This window comes from Spirillospora sp. NBC_01491, assembly GCF_036227065.1.
GTDB lineage: Bacteria > Actinomycetota > Actinomycetes > Streptosporangiales > Streptosporangiaceae > Spirillospora > Spirillospora xylanilytica.
On record NZ_CP109432.1, the window covers coordinates 5,154,360 to 5,175,454 of the forward strand.

24 protein-coding genes, 2 tRNA genes, 1 other RNA gene and 1 pseudogene are annotated in these 21,095 nt (G+C 72.9%); 18 read left to right on the top strand and 10 right to left on the bottom strand.

Features of this window, described 5'->3' with window-relative positions; all coding sequences use genetic code 11:
- The first annotated feature begins 99 nt into the window (after positions 1-99).
- The 4 genes from OHA34_RS24080 to dnaN all read left to right on the top strand — a co-directional run bounded on the left by OHA34_RS24080 (position 100) and on the right by dnaN (position 4,597).
- Positions 100-1,224 (top strand): DMT family transporter, encoded by a 1,125-nt coding sequence (locus OHA34_RS24080; protein ID WP_329518988.1) that lies wholly within the window; start codon positions 100-102, stop codon positions 1,222-1,224.
- A gap of 50 nt (positions 1,225-1,274) precedes the next feature.
- Complete coding sequence (locus OHA34_RS24085; RefSeq protein WP_329518989.1) at positions 1,275-2,747, top strand: DNA-3-methyladenine glycosylase 2 family protein; 1,473 nt, start codon at positions 1,275-1,277, stop codon at positions 2,745-2,747.
- Positions 2,748-2,762: 15 nt separating this feature from the next.
- Positions 2,763-3,308: a methylated-DNA--[protein]-cysteine S-methyltransferase gene (locus OHA34_RS24090; RefSeq protein ID WP_329518990.1), complete on the top strand. Its 546-nt coding sequence runs from the start codon at positions 2,763-2,765 to the stop codon at positions 3,306-3,308.
- A 152-nt stretch (positions 3,309-3,460) separates the two neighbouring features.
- Positions 3,461-4,597 carry a DNA polymerase III subunit beta gene (gene dnaN / locus OHA34_RS24095; protein WP_285939420.1) on the top strand — a complete coding sequence of 379 codons (1,137 nt, stop codon included), beginning with the start codon at positions 3,461-3,463 and terminating at the stop codon, positions 4,595-4,597.
- A gap of 96 nt (positions 4,598-4,693) precedes the next feature.
- Here the strand turns inward: dnaN and OHA34_RS24100 are convergent, their stop codons facing one another.
- On the bottom strand, positions 4,694-5,257 hold the full coding sequence (locus OHA34_RS24100) for a helix-turn-helix domain-containing protein (RefSeq protein ID WP_285939419.1): 564 nt from the start codon (positions 5,255-5,257) through the stop codon (positions 4,694-4,696).
- A gap of 182 nt (positions 5,258-5,439) precedes the next feature.
- On the opposite strand from OHA34_RS24100, the gene OHA34_RS24105 reads away from it, so the two are divergent.
- Together OHA34_RS24105 and OHA34_RS24110 are read left to right on the top strand one after the other, a co-directional pair.
- Positions 5,440-6,111: a B3/B4 domain-containing protein gene (locus OHA34_RS24105; protein ID WP_285939417.1), complete on the top strand. Its 672-nt coding sequence runs from the start codon at positions 5,440-5,442 to the stop codon at positions 6,109-6,111.
- Positions 6,108-6,995: an EamA family transporter gene (locus OHA34_RS24110; RefSeq protein ID WP_285939416.1), complete on the top strand. Its 888-nt coding sequence runs from the start codon at positions 6,108-6,110 to the stop codon at positions 6,993-6,995. Before OHA34_RS24105 ends, OHA34_RS24110 begins: the two co-directional genes overlap by 4 nt.
- An 86-nt stretch (positions 6,996-7,081) precedes the next feature.
- Here OHA34_RS24110 and OHA34_RS24115 read toward each other — a convergent pair.
- From OHA34_RS24115 to OHA34_RS24135, 5 genes are all read right to left on the bottom strand, one after another.
- Positions 7,082-7,166: transfer RNA gene (locus OHA34_RS24115), tRNA-Ser, on the bottom strand.
- Positions 7,167-7,176: 10 nt separating this feature from the next.
- Positions 7,177-7,614: a tRNA adenosine(34) deaminase TadA gene (gene tadA / locus OHA34_RS24120; RefSeq protein WP_285940082.1), complete on the bottom strand. Its 438-nt coding sequence runs from the start codon at positions 7,612-7,614 to the stop codon at positions 7,177-7,179.
- Positions 7,615-7,732: 118 nt separating this feature from the next.
- Positions 7,733-8,170: a tRNA adenosine deaminase-associated protein gene (locus tag OHA34_RS24125; protein WP_285939415.1), complete on the bottom strand. Its 438-nt coding sequence runs from the start codon at positions 8,168-8,170 to the stop codon at positions 7,733-7,735.
- Between the two features lie 55 nt (positions 8,171-8,225).
- A complete protein-coding gene (locus OHA34_RS24130; RefSeq protein ID WP_285939414.1) occupies positions 8,226-8,711 on the bottom strand; it encodes a tRNA adenosine deaminase-associated protein in 486 nt (161 codons plus the stop codon).
- A gap of 208 nt (positions 8,712-8,919) precedes the next feature.
- Entirely contained in the window at positions 8,920-9,306 is a 387-nt protein-coding gene (locus OHA34_RS24135) for a hypothetical protein (protein WP_285939413.1), read from the bottom strand.
- A gap of 84 nt (positions 9,307-9,390) precedes the next feature.
- Here OHA34_RS24135 and upp point away from each other — a divergent pair, with 84 nt between their 5' ends.
- The 7 genes and pseudogenes from upp (at position 9,391) to OHA34_RS24170 (ending at position 15,541) form a co-directional block, all read left to right on the top strand.
- On the top strand, positions 9,391-10,029 hold the full coding sequence (upp, locus tag OHA34_RS24140) for a uracil phosphoribosyltransferase (RefSeq protein WP_285939412.1): 639 nt from the start codon (positions 9,391-9,393) through the stop codon (positions 10,027-10,029).
- Between the two features lie 189 nt (positions 10,030-10,218).
- Positions 10,219-10,479: a hypothetical protein gene (locus tag OHA34_RS24145; protein WP_285939411.1), complete on the top strand. Its 261-nt coding sequence runs from the start codon at positions 10,219-10,221 to the stop codon at positions 10,477-10,479.
- 82 nt (positions 10,480-10,561) lie between these two features.
- Entirely contained in the window at positions 10,562-10,720 is a 159-nt protein-coding gene (locus tag OHA34_RS24150) for a hypothetical protein (protein ID WP_285939410.1), read from the top strand.
- A gap of 7 nt (positions 10,721-10,727) precedes the next feature.
- A complete protein-coding gene (locus OHA34_RS24155; protein ID WP_285939408.1) occupies positions 10,728-11,246 on the top strand; it encodes a PH domain-containing protein in 519 nt (172 codons plus the stop codon).
- A gap of 410 nt (positions 11,247-11,656) precedes the next feature.
- Positions 11,657-13,144 (top strand): helix-turn-helix domain-containing protein, encoded by a 1,488-nt coding sequence (locus tag OHA34_RS24160; protein WP_329518991.1) that lies wholly within the window; start codon positions 11,657-11,659, stop codon positions 13,142-13,144.
- A gap of 139 nt (positions 13,145-13,283) precedes the next feature.
- Positions 13,284-13,946: pseudogene (locus OHA34_RS24165) on the top strand (FadR/GntR family transcriptional regulator); the annotation flags it as partial.
- Positions 13,947-14,221: 275 nt separating this feature from the next.
- A complete protein-coding gene (locus tag OHA34_RS24170) occupies positions 14,222-15,541 on the top strand; it encodes a CynX/NimT family MFS transporter (RefSeq protein ID WP_329518993.1) in 1,320 nt (439 codons plus the stop codon).
- A 3-nt stretch (positions 15,542-15,544) separates the two neighbouring features.
- Here OHA34_RS24170 and OHA34_RS24175 read toward each other — a convergent pair whose 3' ends face one another.
- The 4 genes from OHA34_RS24175 to OHA34_RS24190 all read right to left on the bottom strand — a co-directional run bounded on the left by OHA34_RS24175 (position 15,545) and on the right by OHA34_RS24190 (position 16,536).
- Positions 15,545-15,874 (bottom strand): type II toxin-antitoxin system VapB family antitoxin, encoded by a 330-nt coding sequence (locus OHA34_RS24175; RefSeq protein WP_285939403.1) that lies wholly within the window; start codon positions 15,872-15,874, stop codon positions 15,545-15,547.
- Positions 15,871-16,071, bottom strand: coding sequence for a neutral zinc metallopeptidase (locus tag OHA34_RS24180; protein ID WP_329522443.1), 201 nt, complete (start codon positions 16,069-16,071; stop codon positions 15,871-15,873). The genes OHA34_RS24175 and OHA34_RS24180 overlap by 4 nt, the downstream gene beginning before the upstream one ends.
- 13 nt (positions 16,072-16,084) lie before the next feature.
- A tRNA-Ser gene (locus OHA34_RS24185) sits at positions 16,085-16,169 on the bottom strand.
- Between the two features lie 10 nt (positions 16,170-16,179).
- Positions 16,180-16,536 carry a DUF952 domain-containing protein gene (locus OHA34_RS24190; protein ID WP_329518994.1) on the bottom strand — a complete coding sequence of 119 codons (357 nt, stop codon included), beginning with the start codon at positions 16,534-16,536 and terminating at the stop codon, positions 16,180-16,182.
- 58 nt (positions 16,537-16,594) lie between these two features.
- On the opposite strand from OHA34_RS24190, the gene ffs reads away from it, so the two are divergent.
- The 5 genes from ffs (at position 16,595) to OHA34_RS24215 (ending at position 21,068) form a co-directional block, all read left to right on the top strand.
- Positions 16,595-16,690: signal recognition particle sRNA small type (ffs, locus tag OHA34_RS24195), an RNA gene on the top strand.
- A gap of 38 nt (positions 16,691-16,728) precedes the next feature.
- Positions 16,729-19,023, top strand: coding sequence for a DNA polymerase III subunit gamma and tau (locus OHA34_RS24200; RefSeq protein WP_329518995.1), 2,295 nt, complete (start codon positions 16,729-16,731; stop codon positions 19,021-19,023).
- 164 nt (positions 19,024-19,187) lie between these two features.
- On the top strand, positions 19,188-19,574 hold the full coding sequence (locus tag OHA34_RS24205) for a YbaB/EbfC family nucleoid-associated protein (RefSeq protein ID WP_432763052.1): 387 nt from the start codon (positions 19,188-19,190) through the stop codon (positions 19,572-19,574).
- A 350-nt stretch (positions 19,575-19,924) separates the two neighbouring features.
- Positions 19,925-20,524, top strand: coding sequence for a recombination mediator RecR (recR, locus tag OHA34_RS24210; protein ID WP_285939399.1), 600 nt, complete (start codon positions 19,925-19,927; stop codon positions 20,522-20,524).
- Positions 20,517-21,068: a DUF5063 domain-containing protein gene (locus OHA34_RS24215; protein WP_329518996.1), complete on the top strand. Its 552-nt coding sequence runs from the start codon at positions 20,517-20,519 to the stop codon at positions 21,066-21,068. Before recR ends, OHA34_RS24215 begins: the two co-directional genes overlap by 8 nt.
- The last annotated feature ends 27 nt before the right edge of the window (positions 21,069-21,095 follow it).

Here is a 21,095-nt window from a genome sequence, read left to right on the forward strand (position 1 = left end):
ACGGCCCGATTCGTCCGTTGATCAGGTGGATAGTGTCGGCTTGCTTCCGGTATCGGCTCCGGAGGCGGACAGAAGACGGCGGCGCGGAGGAGCGTTTCAGTGTCGGACTCGGCGACGGCGGACGCCCGGACGGGCCGCGCGAGCGGGACCCGGGCGGCGGGCGGCGACGGCTCTGGAGGGGCCGGAGGCGCGACGGTGGCGATCGGCCTCGCCGTGCTCGGCGCGCTGTTCTTCTCGGTCTCGTTCATCGCCAACCGGATCATGGCCGTGGACGGCGGGGCCTGGGAGTGGAGCGCGTCGCTCCGCTTCCTCTACTCGCTCCCGATCTTCCTGGCCATCGTCGCCGCGCGCCGCGGTGTCCGGCCCGTCCTGCGGGCGCTGCGCGCGAACCCGGGCCCCTGGGTCCTGTGGAGCACGGTCGGGTTCGGCCTCTTCTACGCGCCGATCTGCCTGGCCGCCGACCTCGCGCCGGGCTGGACGGTCGCGGCGACCTGGCAGGTGACCATCGTCTGCGGGGTGCTGCTCGCGCCGCTGCTGTACGACGACGACCGGGGCCGGATCCCGGTCCAGGGCCTGGTGCTGTCCGGGCTGATCCTGGCGGGGGTCTTCCTCACCCAGTTCGGCCACGGCGGCCTGTCGTGGGAGATGGCCGGCGGGATCGCGGTTGTGCTCGTCGCCGCCATCGCCTATCCCGTGGGCAACCGGCGGACGATGGAGCTCGCGGTCGCGGAGCCGGCGGGCACCGCGGCGGAGGGCGGCGAGCCGGAGGGCACGGGGCCGGCGGGCGCCGGCCTGGACACCTTCCAGCGGCTGCTGGCCATGTCGCTCGCGAGCCTGCCGTTCTGGCTGCTCGTCGCCCTGGCGGGCGGGCTGCGGGCCGGGCCGCCGTCCGGCGGGCAGCTCGCCACGACGGCTCTGGTCGCGGTCTGCTCAGGCGTGATCGCCACATCGCTGTTCTTCGCCGCGACGCACCGGGTGCGGCGGCATCCGCTGCGGCTGGCGGCGGTGGAGGCGACGCAGGCGGCCGAGGTGGCCTTCGTCGCGCTGGCCGAGCCGGTGATCGCCTCGTCGGCGCCGCCCGGGGCGTGGGCCTGGACGGGCATCCTCGCGATCTGCGCGGGCGTGGTGCTGTACGCCTTCGCGGGCCGCGGCGGCGGCGCCCCGGACGCCTCCCGGGAGGCTTCTCCGGACGTTTCCCGGGAGCGGGATCCGGCTCGACGATGATGTCGGATTCTCGCTAGTGGAATCCCCTGACCATCGGCGATGCTGGAGATATGCATGAAGACGTGGAGCGGTGCCTGCGCGCGGTCCAGTCGAAGGACGCCCGTTTCGACGGGTGGTTCTTCGGCGCGGTGCTGACCACCGGCATCTACTGCCGGCCGAGCTGCCCCGTGGCGCCGCCCAAGCCGCAGAACATGCGCTTCTACCCTAGCGCCGCCGCCGCTCAGCAGGCCGGATTCCGGGCCTGCAAGCGGTGCCGTCCCGACTCCAGCCCCGGCTCGCCCGAATGGAACCAGCGGGCCGACGCCGTGGCCCGCGCGATGCGGCTGATCGCCGACGGGGTGGTCGACCGGGAGGGCGTGTCCGGACTGGCCGGCCGCCTCGGCTACAGCACCCGCCAGATCGAGCGGCAGCTCCGCGCCGAGCTCGGCGCGGGCCCGCTCGCCCTCGCGCGGGCGCAGCGCGCCCAGACCGCGCGGCTGCTGATCGAGACCACCGCGATCCCGATGGGGGACGTGGCGTTCGCGGCGGGCTTCGCGAGCATCCGCGCGTTCAACGAGACGGTCCGCGAGGTCTTCGCGCTCACGCCCACCGAGCTGCGCGACCGCGTCGCGCGGGGGCACCCGGCCGCCGTGTCCGGCTCGCTGTCGCTGCGGCTGCCGTTCCGCGCGCCGCTCTGCCCGGACAACCTCTTCGGGCACCTGGCCGCGACCGCCGTGCCCGGAGTGGAGGAGTGGCGGGACGGCGCGTACCGCCGCACCCTGCGGCTACCGAACGGTCACGGAATCGTCACCCTGCGTCCCCGGCCCGACCATGTGGCCTGCGCGCTGACGCTGACCGACCTGCGCGACCTCACCATCGCGATCAGCCGCTGCCGCTGGATGCTCGACCTCGACGCCGACCCCGTCGCGGTCGACGACCAGCTCGGCACCGACCCGGTGCTGGCGCCGCTCGTCCGCAAGGCCCCCGGGCGCCGCGTCCCGCGCACGGTGGACGGCCCGGAGTTCGCCGTGCGGGCCGTGCTCGGCCAGCAGGTCTCGACCGCCGCCGCACGCACCCACGCGTCCCGGCTCGTCCTCGCGCACGGCGACCCGGTCGCCGATCCGGGCGGCGGCCTGACCCACCTGTTCCCGTCCCCGGAGGCGCTCGCCGGTCTCGATCCGGGCACGCTCGCGTTCCCGCAGAGCCGCCGCTCCACCCTGACCACGCTGGTCGAGGCGCTCGTGAAGGGGGACGTCGACCTCGGCGTGGGCAGCGACTGGGACGAGGCCCGCGCCGCCCTCACCGCCCTGCCCGGGTTCGGCCCGTGGACGATCGAGTCGATCGCGATGCGCGCCCTCGGCGACCCCGACGCGTTCATTCCCGGCGATCTCGGCGTCCGCGCCGCCGCCCGTGACCTCGGCCTTCCCGAGACGCCCGCCGCCCTCACCCGCCGCGCCGCGCACTGGCGCCCATGGCGCGCCTACGCCGTGCAGTATCTGTGGGCGACTGGTGACCACCCCATCAACCTCCTCCCGACCGGCTGAACGAAAGGACACCCCATGAGCACCATCACCGCCAACGGGAGCCGCATGTACACCGTGCTGGACAACCCCTTCAGCCGCCTCACCCTGGTGGCGACCGACGGCGCCCTGTCCGGGCTCTACATGGACCTGCAACGGCATCGCCCACCGGACGAGACGTTCGGCGTCCCCGCCCCCGACCCGACCGCGGAACCGTTCCGTTCCGTCACCGAGCAACTGGCCGCCTACTTCGCGGGCGAGCTCACCGACTTCGACCTGCCGCTCAACCTGCGCGGCACGCCGTTCCAGCAGCGGGTCTGGGCGGCCCTGCAAGACATCCCCTATGGGGAGACCATCTCGTACGGAGAACTCGCAGTGGAGATCGGCAACCCCAGCGCGTCTCGCGCGGTCGGCCTCGCCAACGGTCGCAACCCGGTCAGCATCATCGTCCCGTGCCATCGCGTCGTGGGTTCCACCGGCAGCCTGACCGGCTACGGAGGCGGGCTGGAGCGCAAGCGGCTCCTGCTCGACTTCGAACGGGGGATCCGCACTGGCGCGGCCGGTGCGGCGGAGACGCTCTTCTGAGCAGGACGCGCACTGGCTCATAGGACAGCGCCGTATGGAGCCGCCTGGAGTGTCGGTCCGGATCCCCGCACTGGGGAGCGCGCGATTCTGTCCGAGGCGGCGGTTAGCGTGCGGGCGATGGAGGGGGATCCCCCGGCGAAAGGCAGGTCACAGTGGAGTTCCGGGTCGACCGTCAGACGCTCGCCGAGGCCGTGGCGTGGGCGGCGCGGTCCCTGCCGGCCCGGCCGGCACTCCCGGTGCTCGCGGGCATGCTCGTCGAGACGTCCGCCGACGGCGCGTTGTCGCTGGCCGGGTTCGACTACGAGGTGTCCGCGCAGTCGCGCATCGAGGCCGCCGTGGCGGCGCCGGGACGGGTACTGGTCCCCGGACGGCTGCTCGCCGAGATCGTCCGCAGCCTTCCTCCACAGCCTGTGGATATCTCCGTGGAAGGCGCCGAGATGGTGCTCCGCTGCGGCAGCGCCGAGTTCGGGCTGCTGACCATGCCGGTGGAGGACTACCCCGCCCTGCCCGAACCGCCGGCCGTCGCCGGCACCGTCCCCGGCGACGTCTTCGCCGCCGCCGTCGCCCAGGTGACGCCCGCGTCCGGCCGCGACGACACCCTGCCCATGCTGACGGGCGCGCGGATCGATTTCGAGGGCGACACGATGTGGCTCGCCTGCACCGACCGCTACCGCATCGCCGTCCGCGAGCTCGCCTGGAACCCGTCCGGCCCCGGGTTCGCCGCGGGCGTCGTGGTGCCCGCCCGCACCCTCGCCGACACCGCCAAGGCGATCAGTCCGGGCGCCGACGTCACCCTCCGCCTCGACGGCGGGGCGGGCTCGCTGATCGGCGTCTCGGGCGGCGGGCGCAGCATGACCACCCGCCTGCTGGACGACCAGTACATCGACTACCGCGCGCGGCTCAAGGGCACCTGGACCTCCACCGCGCACGTCCGCACGGCCGCGTTCGTCGAGGCCGTCAAGCGGGCGGCGCTGGTCACCGACCGGGGCACCCCGATCCGGCTGGCGTTCAGCGAGGGCGAGGTGCGCGTCCGCGCCGCGTCCGGCGACGCCGCCCGCGCCAACGAGAGCCTCGCCACCACCCTCACCGGCGACGACGTCGACATCGCGTTCAGCCCCCAGTACCTGCTCGACGGCCTGGCGGGCATCGGCACCGAGCACGCCCGCCTGGAATGCGCCGGCCCCATCCGCGCGGCCCTCCTCAGCGCCGTCTCCGACGATGAGGACACCGAGGACACGGCCGGTACCGGCTACCGCTACCTGGTGATGCCCGTCCGCCTCAGCGGCTGAGATCCGGTTCGACTGATCCTCGGATCGGCCGGGGCGCCTGGGAGGCCGGGCTCATCCGCCCGCCGCCTGTCCGTGGGCGGGGTGGTGGCCGGGGGATCACAGGTCCAGGACCGCCAGCACGAAGCGCAGGTCGCGGTCGCCGCCGTTGCCGAAGGCGTGCGGGCGGTCGCCGACGAACACCGCCGCCGTTCCCGTCGTGATGAGGTCGGTGCCGCCGTCCACGGTCAGCGTGAGCGTGCCGTCCTGCACGTAGACGATCTCCTTGGTGCCGGGCACGTGCGCGTCGCTCTCGCGGACCTCGCCGGGCCGCAGCTCCCAGTGCCACAGTTCCAGGGAGGGGCGCGGATCGCTCCCGGCGAGCAACGTCCCGGTGCCGCCCGAGCCGCCGTGCCAGAGCACCACGTGCCGGTCGGGCGGGAAGATCCGCACCGGCGGCTCCTCCTCGACCTGGACGAGCCGGGTGAGCGGCACGCCGAGCGCGTCGGAGATCCGGATCAGCGTGCCGAGGTTGGGGTTGCCGCGCCCCTGCTCCAGGCCGACGAGCACGCCCTTGCTGACCCCGGCCCGCCCGGCCAGCTCGTCCAGGCTCCAGCCGTGCCCCGCCCGCAGGGCCCGGACGGTTCTGGCGACGGCCCCGCCGATCGCCTCCTGCTCGCTCACGAGGTCTCCTCCCACTGGGCCGGACGGGGCGTCCCGGCCGTGCCCGCCCCGCGGCCGGATCCCACCCCGGGCACGAACGATCCCACAAACCACCGCCGCGCCTCACGGTCGTTATGATGATATATAGAGTTCATTAAAATGACCGCAACCGTGGCGCCGACCGGCCCCGGAAGGAGACTGGGATGCTCGACAGGATCGTCGTCGACGAGGCCGTACGCGAACTGCGCCCCGATTTCGCGGTGCTCGTCATGACCGCGACGGGCCTGTCCAACGGACCGGGCGACGCGACCTCGGCGACCTGGCTGGACCTGGCCGCCAAAGCCGCGCCCGAGTCCCTGGGCGACCCCCACGTGGAGGCGTGGCGCGAGGCGTACCGGGCGTTCGGCGCCAAGCCGAAGCGCACCCGCCCGTCCGTCGAGGCCCTGCTCCGCCGCGCCGACGCCCTCCCCGCCGTCAACAAGGTCGTGGACGCCTACAACGCCGTCAGCCTCGAGTACGCGCTCCCCATCGGCGGCGAGGACCTGGACGCCTACCGCGGCCCCGCCCGGCTGGTCCGGGCGCGCGGCGACGAGCCGTTCGACACCGTCTCGGGCGGCGAGACCATCACCGAGCATCCCGCTGAGGGCGAAGTGGTGTGGCGCGACGACGACGGCGTCACCTGCCGCCGGTGGAACTGGCGGCAGTGCGCCCGCACCCGCCTCACCGAGACCACCACGAACGCCCTGTTCCTCCTCGAACGCCTCGCGCCCTACTCCCTGGACCGCCTCCACGAGGCGGGGACCGACCTCGCCGGCCGCCTCCGCCTCATCACTCCGGACGTCAGGATCGAGACCCGCCTGATAGGCGGCGAATGATGGTGACCGCGCTCGCCCTGAGCGCGGCCCTCGCCTACGGCGTCGCCGACTTCCTCGGCGGCGCCGTGTCCCGGCGGTCGACCGCTCTCAAGGCGCTGATGTGGTGCGTCCCGATGGGCCTGGTCGTCGTGCTCGCCGCCGCGTTCCTCACCGGCGGCCACGCCACCTGGGCCGGCCTCGGTTGGGGCTTCGCCGCCGGGTTGGCCGGCGGCGTCGGGCTGATCGCCTTCTACCGGGCGCTGGCGCGCGGCCCGATGAGCGTGGTCGCCCCGGTGTCGGCGCTGGCCGCCGCGGTGCTGCCGGTGATCGCCGGAGTGGCCCGGGGCGAGCGGCTGGGCGCCGGCGTGCTGGCCGGAATGCTGCTGTGCCTGGTCGCGATCGGCCTGGTCAGCATGGAGGACGGCGGCACCCGCGAGGACACCGCCCGCCCGTCCGGCGTGCGCCGCCTGCTCGACAACGGCCCGGTCGTGGCGGGGATCTCCGGCGCCTGCTTCGGGATCTTCTTCATCCTGCTGAAGACCTCGGGCGACGGCGACAGCGGCCTGTGGCCCCTGGTCGCGGCCAGGGCCGGGAACGTCTGCGTGATCGCCACCGCCCTGATCATCGCCGTCCGACTGCACGGCCCGGACACCGGCCCGCCGGTCTCCGGCCGCACCCTGATCGGCCTCGCCCTGATCTCCGGCGCCCTCGACGCCGGCGCGAACGCCCTCTACTTCCTCGCCGCGCAGGCCGGGCTGCTCAGCCTCGCCGCCGTCCTCACCTCGCTCTACCCCGCGATCACGGTCCTGCTGGCCCGGGCCGCCTACAGCGAGCGGCTCCGCGCGGTCCAGCGGCTGGGCATGGCCGTGGCGGTGGCCGGAGTCGCCCTGGTGACGGTCGGCTGACCCGGCGCCCCGAACGTCCTCGGGGAACGGTGGAACGGAAAAGGGCCGCTCGTCTGCGAACGCAGATCGGCGGCCCTTTTGGACGGCGGTGGTGGTGGGATTCGAACCCACGGAAGCTTGCACTTCACACGCTTTCGAGGCGTGCGCCCTCGTCCACTAGGCGACACCACCGCGGGGAAGCCTACCCGACTCTGCGGCGGGTGAAGAACTCGGTGAGCAAGGCGCCGCACTCGTCGGCGAGGACCTCGGCGACGACCTCGGGCCGGTGGTTGAGCCGCCGGTCCCGGACGACGTCCCACAGCGACCCCGCCGCGCCCGCCTTGAGATCGACGGCGCCGTAGACGACACGGCCCAGACGGGCCTGAACGGCCGCCCCGGCGCACATCGTGCACGGCTCCAGGGTGACCACCAGCGTGCAGCCGGACAGCCGCCAGGCGCCGCGTGACGCGGCGGCGGCGCGGATCGCGACGATCTCGGCGTGGCCGGTGGGGTCGGCGGTCAGCTCCCGGTCGTTGCGGCCGGTGCCGATGGTCTCACCGGACTCGTCCAGCACGACGGCGCCGACCGGGATGTCGCCCGCGGCGCCCGCCAGCCGCGCCTCACCGAGGGCACGGCGCATAGCGGCCTCGTACCCGGTGGTGTCGTGCCCGGTGGTGTCGTGCCCGGCCGCCTTGTGCCGGGTCGTCTTGTGCCAGGCCGCCTCGTCACCGGCTCCGCCATCCGGCCCGGGAGTGATCTCAGCCACGGATCCGGTCGAACTCCTCGCCGAAGCCCGCCTGCTCGGCGACCGTCAGCAGCGCGTCGCCGGGGAGGGCCCGCTCGCCGAGGTCGCCGAGGTGACCGCCGTTGACGCCGAGGTCTTCCAGCAGCGCCGGGTCGCCGGCCGGATCGCCGGTCGGCGCCTCGCCGACGAGCTGGTGGAACAGTCCGCCCAGCCCGTCCTCGCGGACGGTGGACACGAACGCCCGCGGCTCCTGCTCGCCGTCGAGCCGGACGACCGCGAACCAGTCGTCGTCCTGCTCGATGAGCAGCACCACCGGGTCGCCGTACGATTCGACGGCCGCCTCCCGCATCAGGTCGGCGACGTCGTCGACTCCCTCGGCCTCGGCCAGCACGGCCTCGGCACCGATCCAGCCCTCAGGGGTCCGCGCGAAGACGGCGGCGAAGTAGGACACCGGTCCATTGTGACCCACAAGGATGCGCAGGTCACACCCCTCGTACGGCGAACGGTCAGCCGATGCCGTCGAGCGCCCGCTCGAACGCGGCGGCGAAGCCGAGCCGCCCGGCGACGCTCAGCAGCATCTCGTCCGGGTACAGCTCCAGGTCGCCGGAGATCGCGCCGAGCTCCATCTCGTCCAGCCCCAGGTCGGAGAAGATGGACATGTCGCCGACCGGGAGCACCTGGTCGAGCTCCTCGTCCTCGGGGATCGGGATGTCGAGGTAGTCGAGCACCTGCCCGGCCAGCGGCCAGTCGACCGAGGCGGTGACGTCGGACAGGAAGACCATCACCTCGTCGCCGAGCAGCCGGATCGCCACGAAGAAGTCGTCGCCGACCGCGACCAGCCCCACCGTGCCGCCCAGGCTCGGCTGCTGGCGCAGGGCGTGGATCAGCCCGGTCAGGTCGCCGGTCAGCGCCACCGGGAGGATCTCCGCCTCCCAGCGCTCGTCTTCCCGGTACACCACGACGGCGAAATCCGTCGCGTCCACATCCGTCATTTCCACCCCACCGGCACGGTTTCCGCCAGGGCATGGTCGCAGATGCAGCGCGCCCTCGCGTCCCCCACCACCGAACGGGGCGGTGCACCCTGCCTGTGCGGTGGGAAGTCGGCGCTGGCACCAGCGCCGCGGAACGAATGTATCGGACGTACCCCGTCCACCACGGCGGAAGCCGCACCTCCGCCCGCTGGAGGGGGACCGGACCGGGTCAGTTGATCCGGAAGGTGCGGCGGCGCAGCGCCGCGTGGATCCGGGCCCGGCGGGAGCGGTGCGGGGTCACCCGGCGGCGCAGCTCGCGCGCCTCGGCGAGCTCCCGCAGGAACGCCGCCCGGCGGCGGAGATGCTCGCGGACCTCCTCGGAGGAGAGCTCCCCGGGACCGGTCGCGACCCCGTCCCCGTCCGCGGTGGACGCGGCGGACGCCGCGGACGTCCCGGCGGCCTCGGTGGTCATCTCGTGCGGGTTCTCGATGGAGGCACCGCCTTCGCGTTCGAGGGCCTGGTCAGAGGTATGGACGAGCGCGGGCCCGGGAGGATCCGGCGCGGACTCGCCGGCCCGTCCCAGATGTCTCGGCTGCTGCTCGCGCTCTGTGCTCATAACGGCATACTGCCCAGCTCAGGGCCTCCTATCCACGCGATAGGAGGGTCTGGCCAAGGGTGGCAAGTGGGCTACGGTGAGGCCATGGAGACCCTCGCCGTCGACCACCCCCTCGTCGCGCACAAGCTCACCACGCTGCGGGACGTGCGCACCGATTCGCCCACGTTCCGCCGGCTCGCCGACGAACTGGTCACCCTACTTGCCTACGAGGCTACCCGGGATGTCCGAGTGGCCGAGGCCACGGTGCAGACGCCGCTGGCCCCCGCTCAGGGCGTGCGGCTCGCCAGCCCCAAGCCGCTGGTCGTGCCGATCCTCCGGGCCGGCCTCGGCATGCTCGACGGGATGACCCGGATGCTCCCCACCTCCGAGGTCGGCTTCCTCGGCATGATCCGCGACGAGGGGACGCTCCAGGCGCAGACGTACGCCACCCGGCTCCCCGACGACCTGTCCGGCCGGCAGTGCTACGTGCTCGACCCCATGCTCGCCACCGGCGGCACGCTCGCCGCGGCCATCAAGCTGCTGTTCGAGCGCGGCGCCGACGACGTCACGGCGCTGTGCCTGCTCGCCGCCCCGGAGGGCCTGAAGTACATGGAGCAGGAGTTCGAGGGCACCGGTGCGCCCGTCCGCGTCGTCACCGCGGCCATCGACTCGCACCTCAACGACCAGGGATTCATCCTCCCCGGTCTCGGCGACGCCGGGGATCGCCTGTACGGCGTGGTCTGACCCGTCCAGGCGGTCTGCCCGTCCCGCCGGTCTGGCCCGTCACGCCCCATTCGGAGCGCGATATCCGCCATGTTCGATCGTGTGTGACCGTGGGTAGTAAAGGGCTACGGAACGTCGATGATCGTTCCCTCCGCCGCCCCGGCACAGGGGACCGGCCCGGGGTGGTGTGAGCGAGCTCGAGGAAGCGTGATGGCTCACCAAGGGGACAGCGACCAGCCGCGCTATACGGAGATCGGCGAGCGTCTCACCGCGGAGTTCGAGGGCGTGCACGCCGCCGAGACCGTCGCCCGGTGCGTCGCGGCGGCTCGGCACGGGGCACTGGAGGTCACGGGGTCGGCGCAGCCGGTCCTGGTCGAGCGGATCGCCCGCAAGCACCTGGAGGTGCTCGCCACGGTGGCGGCCGAAAAGCTGCGCCAGGCGCGGCGCACGACCCTCGGCAACGCGCCATAGCAGTAACCCTTGCTATGCCGGGGCTGCGTGCTGTGCAAAACTGACTTGGGGTCAGTGGGTCATCGTGCTCTGGGAGGCAGTCGTGCCCGCCAAGAAGTACTTCACGTGGGCCGCGGTGGCCTTCGTGGCCTTCTACGTCTTCAGCCAACCCGAGGGGGCGGCAAAGTCGGTGTACACCGCTGCGGACGGCTTGGCATCGGCCGCCGGTTCCCTGGCCACCTTCGTCAACGCGATCGCTTGAGGCCGGCATGAGGCTGGTGACGCCGGGTGACTCCGCCCCGGCATCGGTGAACAAGTACCTTCTCCCGCACGAGACGCAGGTCATCACGGTGCGCAGGCACCCGGCCGTGCTGATGATGCCGGTCGGGCTGGTGCTCGGCGGCCTGATCATCGCCGGCGTGCTCAGCAACACCGTCACCAACGTCATCACCTGGATCTGGTGGGGCTGGCTGATCCTGCTCGCCTGGTTCGTGTGGCGGGTCGCCGAGTGGTCGGTCGACTACTTCGTCATCACCAACCAGCGGATGCTGCTGACCACCGGCCTGATCACCCGCAAGGTCGCGATGATGCCGCTGGCCAAGGTCACCGACATGAGCTTCAAACGGACGATCGCCGGCCGGATGCTCGGCTACGGCGAGTTCGTGCTGGAGTCCGCGGGCCAGGACCAGGCGCTGACCAATGTGCCCTTCCTCCCCTATCCCGAGCAGCTCTACCTCGAGGTCTGCGAAATGATCTTTCCGAACAAGAACCCCACCCCCGACGACTGACCGCCCGCGTGATCGTCCGCGCCGAGCCCCGTCCGGACGGGGCTCGGCGCGCGCCGTTCGCCGCCCGGGACGGCGGCCGGTCCGGGCCACTGGCCCGATGGCGCGGTGGAGTGATCAATATCCGAGGTAGCGGTGATCTTGGCTGGTCCGTCGGCTACCGTCGGAGACGACAGGCTCCGCGGTCGAACCGGACGGCCCTCAGGCGGCGCGGACGGCGGTGGCCTCCACGCGGCCCGGCGGTTCGGACCGGCCCGCCCGCGGGGCGCGTACCACCGACCACAAAGGGGCGCACGGGGCCGACCGGGTCATCCCAGCTTTTGTCGCTTCGTTACTCGCGATGTGCGATAACCCGCAATGTGCAATCATGTCGGCACCCTAGCCGCCTGATTACTTCCGCTAAGTGAGTTCACATGCCGGGTCCAGGCAACGTCGGCGAACGTGTCCGCAACCTGCGGCTGACCAGACGCTTGTCGCAGGCACAGCTCGCCGGTCACGACCTTTCCGACAGCTACATCTCGTTGATCGAGTCGGGTAAGCGCACGCCGACGCCGACCGTTCTGCGCATGCTGGCCGAACGGCTCGGCTGCACCCCCGAATACCTCGCCGAAGGCGTCGAGCCGGAGCAGCGCGCCCATCTCGAGGTCCGCGAACGGCACGCCCATCTGGCCCTGCTGGCCGGCGATCCGGCCACGGCCGAGGCCGGATTCGACGACGTGATCGACCGCAGCGACGACCCGGACCTCACCTCCCGGGCCCGCTGGGGACGCGCCCGCGCGCTGGAGGAGCTCGGCCGCACCGGCCAGGCCATCACCCTGTTCGAGGAGCTGCGCGAGCAGGCCGAGCGCGACCCCGGCCGGGCGAGCTGGCTGCCGCCGGTGATCGCGCTGGCCCGCTGCTACCACGCGGTCGGCGACCTCGGCCAGGCCATCGCCCTCGGCGAGCGCGCGCTGGACCGGCTGCGCGGTCTCGGCCTCGACGTCGGCGTCGAGCACGCCGAGGTCGGGCGGATCCTCCTCCTGGCCTACGTGGACCGCTCCGATCCCGAGCGCGCGCACGCCCTCGGCCGCCGGCTGCTGGTCTCCGCCCCCGACGAGTCCCCGGCCGACGCGTACCAGCGCGCCAGCATCCGGGCGCTCGAAGGCGGCGCGATCGGCGACTCGCTGCACCTGGCCGACAAGGCCCTGGCCGCCCGTACCGAAGGCACGCCCCCGCAGTCCCGCGCCCGCCTCGACCTCGCGGCGGCCAAGGCCCTGCTGCGGGGCGTGCCGCCGTTCTCTGTCCCGCCCTCCATCGCCGACACCGGGATGGGCGGCACGTTCGCCGTCGCCGGTTCCGCCGAGCTCGCGCGCCCGCGCGCGGAGGGGACTCCCGAAGCCGCGGCGGAAGCGTTCGAACTCCTCCGGCAGACCACGTCGCTGGACGGCGTGGAGGGCACCGAGGCCACCATCGCCAAGGCCCGCGCGCTCGTGCTGATGGGCGACCCCTCGCAGGCCATCGCGGGCCTGGAGGAGTTCCTGGAGACGGGCATGGCGCTCGCGGCGCCCACCGCCGACGGGTCGCCCACCGCCGTCCCGGAGCCCGTGGTGACCCCTCGTCCGGACGCCGGGCTGCCCGCGCGCACGCACAAGACCGTCCTCGCGCGTCTCGTCCTCGCGCGCGCCCGCATCGCGCAGGGGGACCGCACGGCCGCCCAGGTCGTCCTGGGCATCGCCGCCGAGCAGCTGGCCGGCCTCGCGCCCGGCCGCACCGCCGCCGGGCTCTTCCGGGAGCAGGGCGAGCTCTTCGAGCTCGTCGGCGACCCCGATTCGGCCGCCGCCGCGTACCGGCGGGGCCTGGAGGCCGTCGGTCTCTGCTCCGCCCGCTCCCAGGCGGCCGACCGCGACCTCGGCCGCGTCTGACCTCCTGGCCGGGCCTGCCGCCCGGCGAGGAGACCGGCGGTGGGCGGGAATAAAAGCACGGCCCTCGTAGTCCTAACATGGAGACATGGGATGACTGGCTCACCGGAGGTTCCGGTTCGGGCCGCGATCGGGAGGGACCGTGACACTCCGCACCGCCCGCCGTGCGTCGCTGGTCGAGCAGGTGATCGACCAGCTCCGGGAGGAGATCTCCTCGGGCGGCTGGGCCGTCGGTGCGAAGATCCCGCCGGAGCCGGTGCTGTCGGAGTCCCTCGGGGTCGGCCGCAACACCGTCCGGGAGGCGGTCCGCGCGCTGACGCACGCGGGACTCCTGGAGGGCAGGCAGGGCGACGGAACCTACGTCCGCGCCACGAGCGAGCTCTCCGGAGCCGTCCGGCGCCGGCTCCAGACCGCCGAGCTGATCGAGATCCTGGAGGTGCGGCGGGGCCTGGAGGTGGAGGCCGCGCGCCTCGCCGCCACCCGCCGCACCCCCGCCGACATCGAGGCCATCGGCGCGGCCCTCGCCCGCCGCGACGCCGCCTGGGCGGCCGGTGACCACGGCGCGTTCGTCGAGGCCGACCTCGAGTTCCACCTGACGGTCGTCGAGGCCACGCACAACCAGGTGCTGACCGAGCTCTACCGCGACTTCGGCATGGTGCTGCGCGCCAGCATCGGAGCGGCCGGCGCCCTGCTGGAGTACTCCGGCATCCCGCACGACACCATCGCCAACGCCATCGAGGCGGGCGACGCGACCGCCGCCGCGGAGGCGACGCACTCGTGTCTCGACCAGATCCTCCGCTCGACCGCTCCGTCCGGCGGCACCGCGCCGTCCACGGGGACCGAGCCGTCCGGCGGCGCCGCCGGCGTTCCACGGGGCCGGGCGCCCGCCGCGGACGAGCCGGAGTCGCCGGCGCCCGTCTGACCCTTCCGCCCCCAGACCTTCCGACTTTCGCCGGGCCTGAACGCACCACGGGCCCGGTCCCATTTCGCGGACGGTGGTCCTTCTCATGGGCCCGAGGCCGTCCGCCGCGATCCGATCATCCCCACGTTCGACGCGCCACGGCGCATGACGAAGGCGACATGACCACCACGAGCACGACCCCTGCCCCCCGCGTCTCACGCGCCACCGCGATCTGGACCGTCACCGGCCTGGTCCTCCTGACCGTCAACCTGCGGGCCGCGATCGCCGGCATCTCCCCGATGCTCGGCGAGCTCCAGGACGCCTTCGGGCTGTCCGGTGTGGGGGTGAGCGTCCTCACCACGCTGCCGGTGCTGTGCCTGGGCGGGTTCGCCTCGGTCGCCCCGGTGCTGGCCCGGCGGGTCGGCGCCGAGACGGCGATCGCCGGCGCGCTGGTGATGATCACGCTGGGGATCGTGCTGCGGGTCGTCCCGGTGCAGCCCGCGCTGTACGCCGGGACCGTGCTGGCCGGAGCGGGCATCGCGATGGGCAACGTGCTCATGCCCGCGGTCATCAAGCGCGTCTTCCCCGACCGGGTCGGATTGCTGACCGGCCTGGCGATGATGCTCATGGCGAGCAGCGGCGCGATCGCGGCCGGGCTCGCCGTCCCGCTGGACGACGCGGGCGGATGGCGCCTCGCCCTGGCCGTCTGGGCCGTCCCGTCGCTGATCGCCGCCCTGGCGTGGGGGCCGCTCGCACTGCGCGGCCGGCGCCAGGACGCCCTGTCCGCCGCGTCCGGACCCGACGTCCGGCCCGCCCCGGGCGGGCGGGCCGCGGCCGGCGAGGGGTCGCTGCTGCGCGCCCCGCTGGCCTGGTACGTGGCGGCCTTCATGGGGCTGGCCTCGCTGATGTTCTATGTGCTCATGTCGTGGCTGCCGGAGATCATGCGGGACGCCGGGTACTCCGCCGCGACCGGCGGGATGATGGTCTCGGTCATGATGATCATCGGTATCCCGCTGGGCTTCCTGGTGCCGGTGCTGGCCGCCCGGATGCGCGACCAGCGGTCGATGGTCGCCGGCGTCGCCGCCACGATGGTGATCGGCATCCTCGGGCTGCTGCTCGCCCCGGGCGCCGGCTGGGTGTGGGTCGCCGTCCTCGGCCTCGGCACCGGCTCGGCGTTCCCGCTCGCCTACACGCTGCTCAGCCTGCGCTCGCCCGGCCCGTCCGTCGCCGCCCGGCTGTCGGGCATGGCCCAGACCGGCGGCTACCTCCTCGCCGGGTTCGGCCCGCTGGCCGTCGGAGTCCTGCACTCGGCCACCGGCGGCTGGGACGTGTCGCTGACCCTGCTGCTCGCGCTGGTGGTCCCCGAGACCGTGTTCGGCCTGCTGGCCGCGCGTCCCGGCCTCCTGTGGCCGAGCGCCCGCCCGGAGGGCCGCGTCGAGCAGCTCATCGAGCCCAAGATCGGCTCCGCCGCGATGGCCGAACGGGTCGGGTCCCGCTGACGCTCAGGACGTGCCGGAGTCGACCGCGTTGACGTCGACGGCGTCGAGGTCGAGCACGCGGGCGTGCAGAACGAGCCGCTGATGCAGGGCGGCCCGGAGCGCCCGGTGCAGGCCGTCCTCCAGGTAGAGCTCGCCCCGCCACTGCACCACGTGCGGGAACAGGTCGCCGTAGAACGTGGAGTCCTTGGCCAGCAAGGACTGGAGGTCGAGTTCCCGTTTGGTGCTGACGAGCTGGTCGAGGCGGACCTGGCGCGGCGGGATCTTGGCCCAGTCGCCGGACGAGAGCCCATGCGCGGGATAGGGCCTTCCGTCACCTACCGCCTTGAAGATCACGCTTCGAGTCTACGGGGTCGGATGGGGTCGGAGAAGGTAGCGCAACCGGCCGGCTCACCCGAGCGAGGGCCGGTCGTCAACCACGTGCGCCGCTGCTGGGACGTCCCATGGGGGAATTCGTCCGGATTCACCCGGCCTCCACCACCCCTGACCAACGCGAGAGGCCGGTACCCCATGGGTACCGGCCTCGACGTCATGCCTCTCAGCAAGCGGAGGATGCGAGATTCGAACTCGCGAGCGCTTGCACGCAACACGCTTTCCAAGCGTGCGCCCTAGGCCACTAGGCGAATCCTCCGCCGCCGAGCTTACCGGGTCTCGGGCAGTGGGCGGGCATCAATAATCGCCCTGAGCGGAATCTCCCCGTAGACGTGCGGGAAGACCTCCTCGCCGGCGGCCTCGTACCGGACCGGCGCGTCGAGCCGCGCAGGGTCGATGACCAGCAGGACGAGGCCACTGCGGGGTACGCCGGAGTAGAAGCGGCCGAGCACGCCCTCCACCTGCGCGAGGTCGGTCGAGCAGTGGACGAAGCCCTCGTCGGCGAGGGACCGTCCGAGGGTGGACATCGCGTACGACACACCCGCGTCGCGCGCGGATTCCCAGTGCCGGAGTTCGGCGATGTGCAGGAGTGTCTCCTGCGGCGTTGCGGTGTCGGGGGCGGACATGGGCGCGAGCCTACGCCGGAAGCGTGCAACCGGGGCCCGGGGATGTCATAGACTTCGGGCAGACCCCTCGCACGGCGTCACCCTGTGAACCTCCCCAGGGCCGGAAGGCAGCAAGGATAAGCGGGCTCTGGCGGGTGTGCGGGGGGTCCTTTTCGTTCCCGGCGCTCTGCTTCTCGAGGGAGGGCGGACCCCATGAGTCTGGCTCTGTACCGCAAGTACCGGCCAGCGACGTTCGCCGAGCTCAAGGGGCAGGAGCACGTCGCCGATCCGCTGCAACAGGCGCTGCGCAACGGGCGGATCAACCACGCGTACCTGTTCAGCGGCCCCCGCGGCTGCGGTAAGACGTCCAGTGCCCGCATCCTGGCCCGCTCGCTGAACTGCGAGCAGGGGCCGACCCCGGAACCGTGCGGGAAGTGCGACTCGTGCGTCGCGCTCGGGCCGACCGGGACCGGCCACATCGACGTCATCGAGATCGACGCCGCCTCGCACGGAGGCGTCGACGACGCCCGCGACCTGCGCGAACGCGCGTTCTTCGCGCCGGTGTCGGCGCGCTTCAAGGTGTACATCATCGACGAGGCGCACATGGTCACCCGGGAGGGCTTCAACGCGCTGCTGAAGCTCGTCGAGGAACCGCCGCCGCATCTGAAGTTCGTGTTCGCGACCACCGAGCCCGAGAAGGTCATCGGGACGATCCGGTCCCGGACCCACCACTACCCCTTCCGGCTGATCCCGCCCGGCGTGCTCCAGGACCTCGTCGAGGAGATCCTGCGGGCCGAGGACGTCCCGTTCGAGGCGTCCGCGCTGCCGCTGGCCGTCCGGGCCGGAGCGGGGTCGGCGCGCGACACGCTGTCGATCCTGGACCAGCTCCTCGCCGGCTCGGACGAGAACGGCATCACGTACGCGCGCGCCGTGTCGCTGCTCGGCTTCACCGACTCGACGCTCCTGGACGGCGTCGTCGCCGCCTTCTCCGCCCGCGACGGCGCCGCGGTGTTCGCGGCCATCGACCGCGTGGTCGAGAGCGGCCAGGATCCGCGCCGGTTCACCGCCGACCTGCTGGAGCGCGTCCGGGACCTGGTGATCCTCACGAACGTCCCGGAGGCCGGGGGCTCCGGGCTGCTGAACGTCCCGCCGGACGAGATGGAGCAGATGCGGCGGCAGGCCGCGTCCATGGGGGCGGCGGAACTGACGCGCGCGGCGGACCTGCTGCACACCGGACTCACCGAGATGCGCGGCGCGACGTCGCCGCGGCTTCTGCTGGAACTGATCTGCGCGCGCATCCTGCTGCCCGCCGCGTACGAGGACGAGTCGTCGATGCTGGCCCGGCTGGATCGGCTCGAACGCCAGGCGGCGCAAGGCGGCGGTCTCGGGAACGGTTCGGCGGGCGGCTCCCAGGGGGCTTCGGGCGCAGGGGGGACCGCTCCTTCGGTTCCCGCGCCCGCCTTCGCGGCCGTTCCCCCGCCCGTCCAGCAGGGACAGGAGCAAGGGCAAGCACAGGCGCAAGGGCCGGAGCAGGGGCAAGGCCAGAGCCAACGGCAGGGCCAGGGCCAACGGCAGGGGCAGGAGGCTGGTGGCGGGCAGGCAGGTGCTCGGTCAGGCCCGGCGCAGGAAGGCGGCTCACAGCGACCGTCCCCGCAGCAGCCCCCCGCTCAACCGCCGTCCCGTCAGCAGCAGCCCGCTCAGCAGCAGCCCGCTCAGCAGCAGCCCGCTCAGCAGGTGCCCGCTCAGCAGGCGCCGTCCGGGCAACGCCCCCCGCCCGCGCAGGGGGACGTCGCGACCGTGCAGCAGTTGTGGCCGGACATCGTCGAGGCCGTCAAGCAGAAGAGCCGCGTCGCCTGGATGGTGATCATGTCGGGGGTGCGGCCGGTCTCGCTCGACCGGAACCTGCTCACCCTTTCCTTCGAGGCCGAGGGAGCCCGCACCAACTTCGCCAACGGCGGCCGTGACGTGGTTCTCCGCGAGGTGCTCAAGGAGCGCATGGGCGTCGACTGGCGGGTCGACACCGTTCTCGCCGGAGCGGTGTCCACCGGGACGCGCTCGGCCGGGCCCGGTGGACGGTCCGGGCCCGTGGCCGGCCAGGGGTACGGCCACAGCCAGGGACAGGGCGGCGGCCAAGGGCAGGGAGCAGGGGCCGGCGGGACGGGGCAGGGATACGGCCAGAGCGCCGCTCCTTCCGCGGGGTCCGCCGGCGGGGCCGCGGTCGCGACCGCGCAAGCGCCCTCCAGCCAGGGACCGTGGTCGGCGACGCCTCCCGGGCCGTCCGGCTCGGTGTCCTCCGGCGGACGGCGGGGCGCGGACGACCCCGGGCCGCTGCCGCCTCCCCCGGACGAGCCCCCGCCGCCCTCGGAGCCCTCGCCGGTGGACGAGAGGGAAGAGGTCGACCCCGAGGGCGACGCCGACGCGGACGGCAACGAGGCGGAGATGAACGGGATGGCGCTCATCCAGCGCGAACTCGGCGGTCAGGTCATCCGGGAGATCGACAACTCCTGAACCGGCCGCCGGAACGGGACGCACCACCGGTGCTTACCGGATCTCGTGCGAAACCCGTAGTCTCGGGGGAACAGACGTCCGGTGGTCGGCGGGTCGCCGAGAACAGGGCCCTCACCAGGGCCGGAAGAACGGAGTGCACCGTGGAACCCGGTGGTCAGTTGAACATGCAGGAGCTGCTCCAGCAGGCCCAGCGCATGCAGGAGCAGCTTTTCACCGCGCAGCGCGAGCTCGCGGAGACCGAGGTGAAGGGCACCGCCGGAGGCGGGCTGGTCACCGCGACGGTCAACGGACAGGGCGAGGTCACCGGCCTGACCATCGACCCGAAGGCCGTCGATATCGATGATCCGGCCGACACCGCCGAGACCATCGCCGACCTGGTGCTCGCGGCGATCCGCGACGCGGGCCGGGTCGCGCAGGAGCTCCAGCAGGAGAAGATGGGCCCGCTCGCCGAGGGACTCGGCGGAGGCGGCGTGCCCGGACTCGGCGGCCCCGGCGGACTGCCGGGCGGGTTCCCCGGTCTCGGCGGCCCCGGCGGGCTGCCCGGCGCCTGAACCGCCCCGGCACCTCGGGGACCTTGGCACATCAAGCCCTGGCCTCACCCGCACCGTCTATGTGAGCCTTGTCCTCAATGGGGAGCGGAGCCGTCACCGTACGGATCCGCCCCATGGCCCCGTCCACGGCCGCCCATCCGGGCCGGGACGTGCGCAGGAACGAAAAGTCAGAACGAAAAGCCCGTGCTGAAAGGCCAAAACCTCCGGCGCGGGGCCGCTGTCGAAGTCCGCAGGCCACAACCTGACGAAGGCCGCCGACCGGCCGGCCGCCGAGACCGGCGTCCGGTACCGGAAGGGCACGGCATCCGGTCCGTCGGGGAACGCCGACCGAACGTGAAAGGAAGGGACCGTTGTACGAAGGGGTGGTCCAGAACCTCATCGACGAGCTGGGCAGGCTGCCCGGCGTCGGCCCCAAGAGCGCGCAGCGGATCGCCTTCCACCTCCTCGCCGCCGATCCCGTCGACGTCGAGCGCTTGTCCACGGCGCTCAAGGAGGTCAAGGACAAGGTCCGCTTCTGCAAGACGTGCGGGAACGTGGCCGAGGAAGAGGAGTGCCGCATCTGCCGGGACGTCCGCCGCGACCCGCAGACCATCTGTGTGGTCGAGGAGTCCAAGGACGTCGTCGCGATCGAGAAGACCCGTGAGTTCCGCGGCCGGTACCACGTGCTCGGCGGCGCGATCAGCCCGATCGAGGGCGTCGGGCCCGAGGAACTGCGGATCCGTGAGCTGATGCAGCGCCTGGCGGACGGCACGGTCACCGAGCTGATCCTCGCCACCGATCCCAACCTGGAGGGCGAGGCGACCGCGACCTACCTCGCCCGGCTGGTGAAACCCATGGGACTCACCGTCACCCGCCTGGCCAGCGGCCTGCCGGTGGGCGGCGACCTCGAGTACGCCGACGAGGTAACGCTGGGCCGCGCATTCGAAGGACGGAGGCTGCTCGATGTCTGACTCCAACAGCCCGCAGGACTGGAACGCCCTCGCCGAACGCGTGGCGCGCCATGTGGACAACTATCTGAACGGCCTCGAGGCCGTCGCGCGCGGCGACGGCGGCGCGCACACCGTGCCCCTGCTGCTCCTGGAGGTCTCGCAGGTCATCCTGGCCGGCGCCCAGCTCGGCGCGAGCGCCGACGTGATCCTCCCGGACAACTGGGAGCCGGAGGTCGGCGACGACCCCGACCTCGACGCCGTCCGGCAGGGCCTGGCCGAGCGCCTCACCTCCGTGGACGAGTACGTGGAGGTCTTCGACCCCTACAAGGACACCGAGCCCACGTCCTACCGGCTGTCGGACGACCTGGTCGACGTCGCCAGCGATCTCGTGCACGGCCTGCGGCACTTCCAGCAGGACCGTCCGCTGGAGGCGCTGTGGTGGTGGCAGTACTCCTACTTCAACCACTGGGGCAACCACGCGGGCGCCGCCCTCCGCGCCCTGCACGCCGTCATCGCCAACGCCCGCCTGGACGTCGTCAACGAACAGGCCGCCGCGGTCCAGTAGGCCCCGGTTCCACACATCAGCTCCCGG